Source organism: Cryobacterium sp. N21 (genome assembly GCF_002929575.1).
Classification (GTDB): Bacteria; Actinomycetota; Actinomycetes; order Actinomycetales; family Microbacteriaceae; genus Cryobacterium; species Cryobacterium flavum.
In genome coordinates this window covers 262,231-274,767 of record NZ_PJJQ01000035.1, presented here as the reverse complement: position 1 = coordinate 274,767, position 12,537 = coordinate 262,231, and the positions used below count along the sequence as shown (strand labels likewise).

The following is a 12,537-nucleotide window of genomic DNA, read 5'->3' as shown; positions in this document are numbered from 1 at the left end:
CTCTTCGATTCTCCCCCCGTTCGGGATAAAGAAACGTATTAATGAGTGTTGCTCGATGTCAGGGCAGGTTGGGGTGAATGAGACGCACTGAAAGGTCTCGTAATTGCTAGGCGGACGTGTCTTCGGCGAGGGTGTTGCGCGGCTGTACACCTAAATCATGCGCCATCGTGGTACCTGTCAACGACCGCCCGGTTCGCCAGTGATTTCCCATCCTTTTACGAAGGAGCTGTGTGTAATGTGGCGTGCAGTTTTTCTGGCGTCTATGAGCTTCCCGAGGTATTGACGCAGCAACCCCACACTGACCGGTGAGCTATGAACACCGTTACACACCCACGCCATGTGTGTGAACACGGCGCCACCCAGCGTGTCATCGTCCACGTCTGATAATGCTTCGTTGTAGGTGGACGCGATGACCAGCACGTTTTCTGCGCGTTCAATGTCGTTAATGCTGAACATCAAGTTGCCAGCATCACGAAAGTACGGTACACCAGACGCGTCAGTGAAAATATGCGCAGACCGTAATTCTTCACCGCCAGTGAGTGTCGACAGCATGCCCGCTTGGCATTCATCGGCAGGGAAAAACTGGCGGATATCTTTCCATATACCAGCGTTAATATCTCGGAAGAAAGCCTCAGGGTCGGGAATATACGTCGTCATGAGAGTTTCGCACACGGTAGCCCGTTAGCAATAGCGCGGGTGGTGGTCCAGACTGTGCTCTTGTGAAATCCCGGTTCGATCTGAGCGGGGTGGATAGTCGTTGAGGTGATGTTGGCTTCCGTGGCTGTGTGCCGTAGCGCCGATCTGCGCTTGGCGAACATTTTCACCTCAGCTATGTCATTTTGAGGTTGTGTACGCACGAGACGTTCTCCTTGTGAAGTCGAAGATGTTGCCGAGCGGCGTCTACACGAGTCCCTACGCAACTCCCCAACGAGATCACTCCCGGGTACCGCCGCGGGTCCCTCGCCACGTCACTGACAGGTCAACAGGTAAAGCCGAGCCGGTGCATCTCGTTGCACAGGCATGTCGAAGAAGGGCTCGACAACACCCGGTATCTACAAGAGGAACGCGTGAGTCAGAAGATCAGACGAGATGTGGCACACGCAGGACCGACCAGAGCCGCAGACTTGTGCCCTCTCCCCACCATGTAAAACGAGACAAATAAGCGTCATGCACCTGCCAAAAAGTTTCACCCAAAAACTTGATCTGTATCCGATGCGCCGCACATATATTCATCACAAGACACGCTTGGTATAAAACCGAGTGACAAACTTTGCTAAGTAAGCAAATTAGTTTTCTAAAAAAAAATTTAGCAGAATAAGACGGGTCAAATTTCCGTATGAACAACCCAGTTCGGGGAGTACGGCGCAGAAGAAAAAGTGAGTAATATTTGTCCACGCAGTTATCGCATGCTGGGTTAGTGGGAACTGCCGCGGATATCTTGGACAGTGGGCCCTCTTAGAATGAGGGTTCACTGAAAGTGGAGATCATCATGACCGCAGGACATAGGCGTTTCACTTAGGAGTTCACAGATGAGCTGTGCCGCAAGGTGATCGACACGTCCAAACCGATCAAGGCCGTCTCTTCCGCGTACGGCGTCGGCCCCGAGACTCTCCGGAACTGGCTCAACGAGTACCGCGAGGCCAACGGCGTCACAGAGACTGATTTGACAATGTCGGAGCGAGCTCGTTTGAAGGAACTCGAGCGGGAAGTTCACGAGTTGCGGGCGGAGACCGCATTCTTGAATTGTTCTGATGTTCGGATTATGCCGATGTTTGCCTGAAAGCCCAGATCAGCGGCGAGTGATGGCCACGAACATGGGCAATCCAGCCGGCCATTTGATACTTGTCCTCATCTATGAGGAAGGACAAGGATCATGAGCGATCCTGAACATGTGCTCGTCGAGGGAACTGCTTCGGCTGCGCAAAGAGAACGCGGACCTGAAGCTCGACCGGATGTTCCTTAACCTCTGTAATGGTTATCGGCTGGCAGGTTGGTCTTGATGCTTGCAGGAGTTTGACTCACTAAGCCTCTGACCGTTCTCCGGGAGGAATCCCAGACCGGCACGTAATAGCACCCGCATTTTCAATGATGAAGAAGTTATGGTGACCATCGTCTCACAGGTGTTCGACCATGTCATCGGCGTCGATACGCACGCCAAAACGCACGCATTAGTGGTGCTCGATTCCGACGGCGCCAAGCAGGCTGGGGACACGTTCCCGACGAGCCCGGCCGGGCTCAAACGCGCCCACGCCTGGATGCTGCGCCATGCGCCTGGGCGCATGCTGGTGGCGATGGAAGGCACCGGGTCCTATGGCGCCCAGTTTAATGATCTGTTGACATGGGAAGGCATCGCCGTCGCCGAAACACGACCTCCCAAGCGCGGTGTTCGCCGTGTCGGCAAGACCGACCAGATCGACGCTGAACTCGCCGCCCGCCAAGCGCTCGCCTTGCCCGTCGAACGGGTGATCGCGTCCCGCGCACACACCGGCGACCACGCCGCGTTGAGCGTGCTGCTGACTGCCCGAAACGCCATCAGCACCGCCCGAACAGCGACCATCAACCAGCCACGCACCAAAGATCCTGTCCATTCCCGCGACGGCATGGATCAACAAACCAGCCCATAAACCCACCGAGAATGCCGGGCTCGAACCAGCTGCCTAAACTCCCACTGGCCTCATTCGCCTTGACGGTTTCCGAGGGGATGCTTCAGCTCAAGCGCGTGAGAGTGCTCTCGTCGAGCCGGATGCTCTTATTGCTGCGCCAGTTTTTCCGTCACCTCGGCCGCTGTCAGCAGGCGCCACGGACCGGTCTCGCCGTTGAGTGCTGTGGCGCTCGGGCTGGCGGCTTGGTTCCACCATTTCGACTGGTAGGGCACGCCTGCGAGTAGCACGCGCTCGGTAGCCTCGTAGATTTTGGTCGGCGACCAGTTAGCGTAGCTTCCCTCTGGTAGAAGAATCTGCACCTGCGGCGTGTCGGTGGCCATCACGGGGCCCACGAGCTCCCACGGAGTTTCGAATGCTTGCAGTGCGGCGTTGTCGGGGATATCGCCCAGGCTCCACCACTTGGTCTCGTACACGTTGCTGTTGCGCACGACCTTGGTGTTTTTGGCATATGTCGTGTCGGCTGACCAGATCGGATACGGGCTGGTCAGAGGGTTGTCTTTGATGATGGCCACTGGCGCCGTCGTTGCCTGAGGCTTGAGCGCCGCGTCTGCTGCTCCGGTGAGGGGCGGGGCGCTTCCGGGAATGGCCGTGAACTTCGCGCCGAGAATGTCGGAGAAACTCTGGTCGTTCTGGTCGACGCCGCTGCAGGCGTCAGACACCTGCTTAATGTCTACATAGTTTGGGCTGCAGGCGCGATCCCGGTTGAGCGACCACATCGACATACGGCCGAGTTGCTTGTCTTGTGCGAAAGCATTCAGCGTGCGCGCATCGGCTAGTCCGAAGACCTCGTCAACCGTTCCATTCTGTCCGATCATCGGTGTCGCACCGATACGTGACCAGAGATCGGCATCGGTCATGGCGATGCCAGCGGCCGAGTTCAGTGCGGCGAGCTGAGCGTGAGTGGCGTTAAGAGCGTCGATCGACGCATCCGCCATCGACGCAGTTAGTTTCTTGCTTTCGCCATATTCCATGGTCATGACGTTGACACCCGCGAGGTCGACCCCGGCGGCCAGAAGTTGCTCGACGGCCCGCTTGCCATCGTCAGTGAGTCCGTGTGGAGCCACGGGAAGGGTCAGCCAGACCACCAGGGGTTTGCCGGCAGCTGCCTGCTCATCCTGCACTGTCTTGATTGCGGCGGCGCGTCGTTCACCGGCGGCCGAATCCGATAAGGCTGTGTTCTCAATGTCGAGGTCAATGTTCGACGTCTGGTACCGGTCAATAACTGTGGTGTATGCCTGGGCAAGTTTGGCGGTATTGGAGCAGCCGGTGGCTAGCTCGTCGTTGATGGCGCCACCGAACGAGATCGTGGCATGGCCCCCTAGTTGGCTGAGGCGTGCAAGTCGACGATCGAGATCGAGGGATGCGGATGCCTCGTCCAGTGAATACGCCGTTCCCCAGGTCGGCTCGCAGGGGTCATCCGTGGCGGCGACGATGAATGAGAGTACAACGTTTTTTCGTGCGGTTGTGGTTGGCGATTCGAAGGCGTAGCTCGGGGTCGCGGTCACGTCGACATAGCTGGCGAACCACGGATCGTAGGAGGCGACGGCGCGGGTGGCCGTCCACCACTGCCAGCCAGCGAGGCTGCCGGCGGTGAGGCCGAGCACGATGAAGGTGGCCAATGTCATTCGCCAGAATCCTAGCCGGCGGGTCGGTCGAACGTAGGTGGGCGCGGCGACACTCTGCTCGGTCATGAAAGTTCTTCGACGCGCGAGTGCAGTTCGCGACTGGTTGATGGCATGAGAAAGTCCTTTTCGTTGGACCAGCGAACTACTTCGCTACTTTTTGGCACGGGTGTGGTGAGTTGTGGGTGGTCAGTTATTTCACCGTGATAGAGCACGGAACGCCAATTGAGCGAAGGGCTTGGCGGCGCCGTCTGCGCTGGAACGAAATCGCGATTGCGTTTCTTCTCGATCCACAGCCAGTTGGTAAGACCGAGCCAGACGTCAACGATTGAGTTCCAGATTCCGATGGTGGTAAGAATGGTGGCGAGAGCAAGCACCGTGTTGACGGCGGCGAAGAGAGCGTTGCCCCAGTTCTCAGACGAGATATTGCGCCACGCGGTGAATGCGGAGAACGCGACGATCGCGTAGGGTGCGACAACGAACAGGAGGGGTGCTGACGTGCGGCTCTTGACCTTCGGAGTGCGGGCGAAAGGAATCTTCTTTCCGGTGATCGCTTGGTGCAGAGATTTGAGTACTCCGGCGAGGTTCACCGGTAAGAGAATGAGGTTGAGGCCGTATATGCGCAGAACGTCTGAGAATTTGTAGCCGTTGTAGCGCAGGTCGCTGCCCATGAGCAGAAAATATGGTAGCGATGCCAGCAGCACGGTTGGGCTGAGCAGGCGGCTGTCATAGGGGTAAACGAGCAGGAACAGCAGCCCGACGTTGGCCCAGGCGATCGAGCTGATGTAGTTCAGCCGAAGGCACAGCTCCAGAAGTGTCACCGGGTTGTCGGTTCCATGCCGGGCACGCACCTGCTTGAGAAATTTTGGAAGGATGAGCAGACCGCCGTTGGCCCATCGCCGGCGTTGCACGATGAGTGATCCGAAGTCCGGGGGGGTGGCACTATAGCTGAGGCGTTCCGGGTAGTTGACCAGACTCCAGCCGTGCACGCCGAGGTCGATGCTCGATTCGGTGTCTTCAATGACGGTGCGGTCCTGCACGTAGCGTCGTACCTCAAAGCCGCCGACTGTTTCGACTTCAACGATGTCTTCCAGGGCGCGTTTGCGAATGACGGCATTGGCCCCGACCCAGAAGGCCGCTCCGTAGTGCGACATTCCCTGGTGCAAAATGTGCTGTATGTCGGTAGTGGCGCCGGCCAACCGTTCGAGTCGGGTCGGTGCGCCCCTAAATGATGAGTAGGGCGTTTGGGTGACGGCCACGCGTGAGTTTTCTGATTGTTCCAGAAAGTAGACAAGCCGCAGGCAGTAATCGCGTAGTAGCACTGAGTCGGCATCGAGCGTGAGCAGGTAGACAGCATCGGGCACAATGAAGTTGGACTTGGGCGCGTCGAGTACCGGCCAGAGAATACTGCCGTTTGGGCCTTCTTCGCGCTGATAACAGCCGCCCATGAGGCCTATATAGGCGTTGAGGTTCATAGCTTTGTTGGCCTCGTGCGAGAGCGATGAAAACTGCTTGCGCTCAAAGGTATCGACGGTAGCCGTGAACGTCCAGACGAGACGACGATGAAGCTCCATCATGCGTTTCGGTGTCGGCGCCAGCTCTTCCCAAGCGGCAGCGTCGAGCGCCGAACTGATGAGACCAAAATCGCTAGCGAGTCCGCCCAGTACCTCGTCGACGAAGAACTTCTCCACGTGATCCCGGGTATCGTCTGCGTTGGTGTGGGTTTTGAGCCAGCGTGCAGCCCATCGATAGTGGGCGGACAGTCGTCTGACGGCGTCGCCGGTCACCTCGGACGAGTCGTTGAGTTCGAGTGTGTACAGAAGCAGAGCGTCGGCAAAACGACGACTTGGTTCCACCAATGCGTCATTGATCTCGCTGGCAATTCCGCGTGTCTCGTCCAGCCGACGCTGCACTGCAGGGTCGGCGGGATTGGGCTCATCGTCAATGAGCAGTACGAGTCGAATCGTGGGGTACTCCTGAAGTGCCGCCGACCAGAGAGTTGCACGAATGACCGACGGTTCCTCGGCATACGACGGTACGAGAACGGTCAGTGCACTGTGGTTTTCGGTGAAATGGTTGTCGAGAACGCTGCGTGGCACTCGTTGGTGATGTCGAAACCGTTGCAGAGCACCCTGGCGTGAGATGAGATACATGAGCGCCGAGAACATGAGAACGGTCACGATCACTACGTAAGCGAGGGCCTCGGTGGTGAAACGAAAACCGGCCGTGCCCGAGTTGAGAAACTCGCGCACCACTGTGTAGATGACGTAAACCGCCCAGAAAATGATCGTGGCGACAATGCCCAGGCGTCCTCGGAGTAGCTTTCCGTCGCTGGGGCGCGGATGTACGCTGGGTAGTGGGGTCGTTGATTTTTCTGACCCAAGTTGGTGTTTTCGGTTATCAAAATTGTTGAGTTTACGCAAGGACACTCCAGATATGCGATCGGGCAGCGGCGTGAGGTCCACTCAGAAAGGTGGATCCGTGAAATGTACCCAGACGGCGAAATTTACCAATCGTGGCCAGAAAAGAAGTTATTTCAACTACGACCGCGTAGGTAGTGCCCGTCGTGGGGTAACGCTCATGAAACGTGCCGACTCGCCCCGCTGACGAAGAAGGCGTCGTCGGGAAGGCGTCAGCTATGCTGCTGCTCGTCGAGCAGAAGCTGCTTCGAATGTCACAACATGACGCAAATGAACAACGTGTTGTGCTTCGCGTGGGCGTACCCAACCTGCAAGGGGAGAAGAAGGTCATGATGGCTGCGAAGCGACGGCGGGTGGGAAGAATCGTCATCGCAAGAATTCCTGACTGTCTGCGGCACCAAGTTGACGTCGCCGTCTGAGCGTGTCAGATCAGACTCAGGATTTGCGGCAGATCGCAGCCTGCGAATCGCAGGATTAACATAATTTAATTCACTTCTCATCTGGGGTAAAACCTTAGAATCGGTTTCTGTAAACCGCGGGCTGAGCCCCTGGGAACAGGTCAGCCAAAGAACCACACGGGCTGTTCTCTTTTAAAATGTCAGAGTGTTGTGTTCGGGGCTCTGGTGTTTGTGGGAACTGGAGTGGTGCTCAGCCGGCCGCTTTCTGGCGTCATCGCCCGGCGTTACAACGGGAGGCGTTTATTTCGCCCAACTCACGGCGTTTCCTCTGACGCTGGTCATTCTGGCCACCGCAGCGGTGAGCCCGGGCGCTTCTATGCGTCGCGAGGGGCCTTGTTCGCCGAGCAGACCGAGCAGACCGAGCAGACCGAGCAGGCGGTCCTGCGACGTGCGCCGACCAAACACGTCGAAGTGCCCGAGCCCACACAGAACGGGTGGTTACAGCGCGATGGCCTGTGCTTGCACGTCGACCGTCGGATCGTGCAGGTAGCGAACACGGTCGTTTCGCTAAAGCGCAGCGAGTTCGACCTGCTGGCGAGCCTGTTTCAACCCGGCAATTGGGTGCACACCAAGACGAAGACCATTCTCGAGCTGCGCGGCGACAGCTTTGCCACGGGCGGTCTCGTGACGGATTCCGACCCGCGCTTCCTCGAGATGCACGTGGCGAATGTGCGTAAAAAGATCAGCCGGTCTGATGAAATGACCAGTTCCACGGCCTCGGCCCGGAACTCAGCAGTGAACTTACGACGATTAGTCATGAATCATGATTCTCCTTACCTCTGTCTCGACTCACTACACGGGTGCAGTTGTTCCGGCCAGGCCCGAACTCCCATGTACTAGCGCGCCTCCTGCGCAGCGTGTACGTGGTCAGAAGGGACCATCGGCGAGCCGATATCCGACCCCGCGCACCGTTTCAATGCGGTCGGCGGGCCCGATCTTCTTGCGCAGGTTGGCCACGTGCACCTCAAGCGCGCGCTTGTCGGAGTGGGTCAGGAATCCGCTCGCGTAACTGTCGCTGCGCACCTCGAGAATCAGGTTGGCTTTGCTGTGCACCTGGTCGGCGGGCTGCAACAGCTGCGCGAGCAGGTCGAATTCACTGCGGGTCAGCACAACGGATGCCCCATCTACCTCCACTATGCGCCGTGCTTTATCGAGGCGCAGACCGTCGTGGTGTAGCCATCCGCTTGATTCGAGCCCCGGCGAGTTTTCGAACGGCGTCGGCTCGGCCGGGCCGAGCCCGGCCACGGTTGACGCTCGCCGCAGCACTGCGTCGATGCGGGCGCGCAGTTCGCCGATGCGAAACGGTTTAGCGACGAAGTCGTCGGCGCCGGCGCTGAGGCCGCGCACGACGTCGATCTCGTCGAAGCAGGCCGAGATCATGATGATGCTGCTCGCGGTGATTTGGCGTATGCGTTTGAGGGTTTCGAAGCCGTCCATGCCGGGCATGTTCACGTCGAGGGTTGTGAGCGTCGGCGCATGAACTCGAACGAACTCGATGCCTTCAGCGCCTGTGCTGGCGAGCTTCACGTCGAAGCCGGCCTGGATGAGGATCGCCTCGATCACTTCGCCGACATCAGCGTCGTCTTCGATGACGACTGCGATGCGGTCAGTATTCACGCGAACCCCCGGTTTGCTCTGTCCGCTAACTCTACCCAAGGTCTCCCAGTACGTGAGAACAAGAAAAATGTTGCTTCACGGGTGCTCACGCAACAATTTGCTCATTCTCACGTCCAGACGGTGCCACGGTGTCCTCGTGACCAGCAGGTGCGAGCGATAGGGTCAGCTCGAACCTGCTGCCGTGCGCCGATGACTCGACTAGGCGCAGGTCGCCGCCGTGCTGCCGCGCAATGTCACGGCTGATGCCCAGGCCTAGCCCTGAGCCGTCTTGCGACGAGCGCCGCGCCGATTCGGTGCGATAGTACGGCTCGAATACCCGTGCATGGTCGGTGGGGGCTATGCCGCATCCGCTGTCGGTGACGGCGAAGGTTGCCATGGTGACCGTGCGGGTTTCGCTCACGACCACCGTGCCGCCGACCCGGTTGTATTTGATGGCATTGGTCAGCAGGTTGTCGAACACCTGCCGAATGCGATTGGGGTCGACGTCGGCCCAGAGCGTGTCGGACGCGATCACGTCGATCGACACCCCGCGCGCGTCGGCTGTTGTGCGACTTGCCGCGACGCAGTTCTCGATGAGCCCGCGCACGTCGGTGGCCGTGATGTGCAGCCCCAGCAGTGCCGTGCCGGTGCTGCGCGCGAGGAGCAGGTCCGCGAGAATTGTGTCCATCTGCTCGGCGTTGCGCACGATTACCCCGACGCGCCGCTCAACCGCCGGCGCATCATTCGTGTGCAGCACCAACTCGGCATTGCCCAGAATCGATGTGAGTGGAGTGCGCAGCTCGTGCGTGACCGCTTCGATCAGGTCGTCGCGGGCCTGCACCGCTTGCTCGGTGAGAGCGGTCTGCGCCGCGAGTTGCACCTTTTTTCGACGGATGCGTGCTCCCGACACTCCTGCAGCCCCCGCCAAAATCAGTAGCGTCAGCGGGTAGGCCACGATGCGGGTGAAATTGCCCGGTTCCATGTCTCCGCCGTAGGCCTGCAAGAGTCCCACCGGGCTTGTGACCACGAGAAGGGCAACGCCAGCTAGCACACCCCGCACGCCGAACGAGTACGCGATCCAAATCATGGGCAGAATCAGCAGCAGGGCGCCGCCCGAGAGCGTTGCGTCTTCCGCGTGCGCGGTTAACCGAATACCGAGCAGGTCGAGAAGCGGGAGCAGCACCGCAAAGCGTTGCAGACCCGGCCGATTGTGCCAGATCACGGTGATCACGGTGATCACGGTGATGATGCCAGCGCCGGCGGCGTAGAGAAACGGGTTGAGGGCAGCCGGCTGGCTGAGCAGTACCGCCGTGCCGACGATCACCAGAGCCCCGAACACGACGCCTTGAAACTCCAGCAGGGCTCGACCTGTGTCGCGGCGTGCCTGATCTCTCTCCATGGACTCAGACTAGAGTTTCACGCGTCCATTACGGGAGTAAAGCCCACTATGGGGGCCAAAGAAACTGGGTCAATCCTGTGGTTAGCGGGCCGAAATCTGCCGTGAATCCTGAGCCTGCTTTGGCATCATGACACGTACATGCATCTGCGTAGCGTTGCAAACAGTGAGAAACCACTGCATGACGACCCTGTTCACCCGGGCACCTTGCGGCCGTTGCCACCGTTCTCGCACTGATGGTTGGTGGTCTGGGCTCCGGTGGCACGAGCGCGATGGCCGAGCCCGGCGGTGTGCCCACGCTTCGTACCAGCTTTCCATCGAACCCGACAACCAGCGTCCTATTTCAGAGCTGGCAGTACATCGGTGGGTACCGACGGGAAGCTGTATCAGTGGAACGGTATGACCGCGCCCGTGAACGGGCCCCGAAATGCATCACGAATGCTGTGTTGTCGGGCAGCTATCTCTACGTGCTGTCCGCGCCGGAGAATGACATGGAGGTCATCCTGCGCTTCGATCAGTAGAATCCCGCGAGGGCGCATTCAACTGGTCGTCGCAACACTCCGATCATGGAGGTATCTGATGGGACGTCCCGCAGGTTGGATGAAGGAGTTAACGAGTAGGTCCCCGATGAAGTCGCCGGGGGCGCCGTCGCATCGGCGAAGGTTGAGCGAGCGTTCTGGATCGAGATCGCGCGCGGGCTCTCGAGCGAGAACGCGGCAACGGCTGTTGGCGTGTCGCAGGCAGTCGGTGCCCGCTGGTTCCGACATCGTGGTGGTATGTCTCCCTTCACGCTCGCCCCACTGGCTGGTCGCGATCTCTCGTTTGCTGAGCGTGAGGAAATCGCGTTGTTGCGGGTTGAGGGCACGAGTGTGCGTGGTGTTGCCCGGTCGATGGGTCGGTCTGCGTCGACGATATCGCGCGAGTTGCGCCGCAACGCTGCCACCCGTGGGGGAAAGCTAGAGTATCGGGCTTCTGTTGCGCAGTGGAAGTCGGACCTTGTGGCACAACGCCCGAAAACGGTGAAGCTTCTGGCCAATGACCGGCTGCGCGATTACGTCCAGGACCGTCTCTCGGGGGCAGTCAAAGACGCCAACGGTGTGCCCATCTCCGGACCGACGACACAAATGTGGAGGGGGCGCAACAAGCCCCACCGCCAAGACCGACGCTGGGCGACGGTGTGGAGTCCGGAACAAATCGCTGGTCGCCTCCGCATCGACTATCCCCACGATCTGTCGATGCGGATCTCCCACGAGGCGATCTACCAGGCGCTGTATGTGCAGTCCCGAAATCACCCACCACAACAACGTAAGGAGGGTGACCTCATTATCGGAACGGATGGGTCGGCGATCGGCACTCTCGTGGAACGCACGACCAAAGTCACAATGCTCATCCACCTGCCAGCGATGGAAGGTTACGGAATGCAGCCGCGGGTCAAGAATGGCCCGGCGATGGCTGGGCATGGGGCCGAGGCCACGAGGAAGGCTCTGGCGATCCAGATGGGTGCTCTGCCGTCGGCGATGCGTAAATCATTGACCTGGGATCGAGGCAAGGAGCTGGCCCAGCACGTGGAATTCACGCATGCGACCGGGATTGCCGTCTATTTCGCTGACGCCCACAGCCCGTGGCAACGACCATTGAATGAAAATACGAACGGACTGCTGCGCCCGTATTTCCCCAAAGGCACCGACCTCGCACGATCGGGCGCTAATGAACTCGACGCCGTTGCTCTGACGCTCAACAACCGACCACGCAAAATCCTTGGCTGGAGAACCCCCGCCGAGATGTGGGCAGAGCACCTACTATTGACCGAACAGGCCGGTGTTGCGACGACCAGTTGAACTCGCCATCTATGCCTCGTCCGAATTTCGGCTGCTGGTGACCGGCCTGGGGATGCGGTCATCGATGGGCCGCACGGGCGTGTGTTGGGACAACAGTATGGCGAAAAGTTTCTTCTCGAGGCTCAAGAACGAACGTGTTTACCGCACCGCGTATGCCACAAAATCACAAGTCCGCAGCGATGTCATTCGCTATATCGAAGGGTTTTACAACAGTCGACGCCGGCACTCCGCGCTCGGTTACCGCCGGCCTAACGACGTCCACTATGGCTATCAGCAGCCAGCAGTGGCAGCGTAGAAGAATCCACTAATTCCGCTGTCCGAAATGCCCGCAGCAGGTCATGGTGTGCGCCACACACACGCCCGGTCCGATTATTTGCCAGTATGACTGAATGACCGCCTCTCCCTTTGGCGACAGCATGCCAACGGCAAAATAATCAAGCGTCTGCCTTCGTGCGCTGGTGGCCCGTTCGGGTTTCCTCGTGCACCCACCAAAATTATTTATCGTGAATCGGTAGCCACACTAGAAAGAAGATCAGGGCTCGGC

General features: G+C 59.0%; 9 protein-coding genes and 3 pseudogenes. 7 read left to right on the top strand and 5 right to left on the bottom strand.

The genetic code is table 11. From position 1 onward, the window contains the following. Window positions 1-177: 177 nt before the first annotated feature. The gene (locus CXY77_RS15680; protein ID WP_104089067.1) at window positions 178-657 is read right to left on the bottom strand and encodes a hypothetical protein; all 480 of its coding nucleotides are present in this window, start codon (window positions 655-657) and stop codon (window positions 178-180) included. Between the two features lie 877 nt (window positions 658-1,534). Between CXY77_RS15680 and CXY77_RS15675 the strand changes: the two are divergent. After that, window positions 1,535-1,750, top strand: a pseudogene (locus CXY77_RS15675) (transposase); the annotation flags it as partial. A gap of 349 nt (window positions 1,751-2,099) precedes the next feature. Then, a complete protein-coding gene (locus CXY77_RS15670; RefSeq protein WP_104089070.1) occupies window positions 2,100-2,624 on the top strand; it encodes a transposase in 525 nt (174 codons plus the stop codon). A gap of 125 nt (window positions 2,625-2,749) precedes the next feature. On the opposite strand, the gene CXY77_RS15665 is transcribed toward CXY77_RS15670, so the two are convergent. Continuing rightward, entirely contained in the window at window positions 2,750-4,354 is a 1,605-nt protein-coding gene (locus tag CXY77_RS15665; protein WP_104089071.1) for a glycosyl hydrolase family 18, read from the bottom strand. Then, window positions 4,351-6,537 carry a glycosyltransferase family 2 protein gene (locus CXY77_RS15660; protein WP_369827289.1) on the bottom strand — a complete coding sequence of 729 codons (2,187 nt, stop codon included), beginning with the start codon at window positions 6,535-6,537 and terminating at the stop codon, window positions 4,351-4,353. The genes CXY77_RS15665 and CXY77_RS15660 overlap by 4 nt, the downstream gene beginning before the upstream one ends. Window positions 6,538-6,923: 386 nt before the next feature. On the opposite strand from CXY77_RS15660, the gene CXY77_RS15655 reads away from it, so the two are divergent. Together CXY77_RS15655 and CXY77_RS15650 are read left to right on the top strand one after the other, a co-directional pair. Then, window positions 6,924-7,124: a hypothetical protein gene (locus tag CXY77_RS15655; protein WP_104089073.1), complete on the top strand. Its 201-nt coding sequence runs from the start codon at window positions 6,924-6,926 to the stop codon at window positions 7,122-7,124. A 372-nt stretch (window positions 7,125-7,496) separates the two neighbouring features. Then, window positions 7,497-8,003, top strand: coding sequence for a winged helix-turn-helix domain-containing protein (locus tag CXY77_RS15650; RefSeq protein WP_158252857.1), 507 nt, complete (start codon window positions 7,497-7,499; stop codon window positions 8,001-8,003). Window positions 8,004-8,030: 27 nt separating this feature from the next. Here the strand turns inward: CXY77_RS15650 and CXY77_RS15645 are convergent, their stop codons facing one another. Beyond that, window positions 8,031-8,780, bottom strand: coding sequence for a response regulator transcription factor (locus CXY77_RS15645; RefSeq protein ID WP_104089076.1), 750 nt, complete (start codon window positions 8,778-8,780; stop codon window positions 8,031-8,033). An 85-nt stretch (window positions 8,781-8,865) separates the two neighbouring features. Continuing rightward, a complete protein-coding gene (locus CXY77_RS15640) occupies window positions 8,866-10,158 on the bottom strand; it encodes a cell wall metabolism sensor histidine kinase WalK (protein WP_104089077.1) in 1,293 nt (430 codons plus the stop codon). 233 nt (window positions 10,159-10,391) lie between these two features. On the opposite strand from CXY77_RS15640, the gene CXY77_RS15635 reads away from it, so the two are divergent. The 3 genes and pseudogenes from CXY77_RS15635 to CXY77_RS15625 form a co-directional block, all read left to right on the top strand. Then, window positions 10,392-10,676, top strand: coding sequence for a hypothetical protein (locus CXY77_RS15635; protein ID WP_140425555.1), 285 nt, complete (start codon window positions 10,392-10,394; stop codon window positions 10,674-10,676). Window positions 10,677-10,755: 79 nt separating this feature from the next. After that, window positions 10,756-11,993: pseudogene (locus tag CXY77_RS15630) on the top strand (IS30 family transposase). Between the two features lie 25 nt (window positions 11,994-12,018). Further along, window positions 12,019-12,288, top strand: a pseudogene (locus CXY77_RS15625) (integrase core domain-containing protein); the annotation flags it as partial. Between the last annotated feature and the right edge of the window lie 249 nt (window positions 12,289-12,537).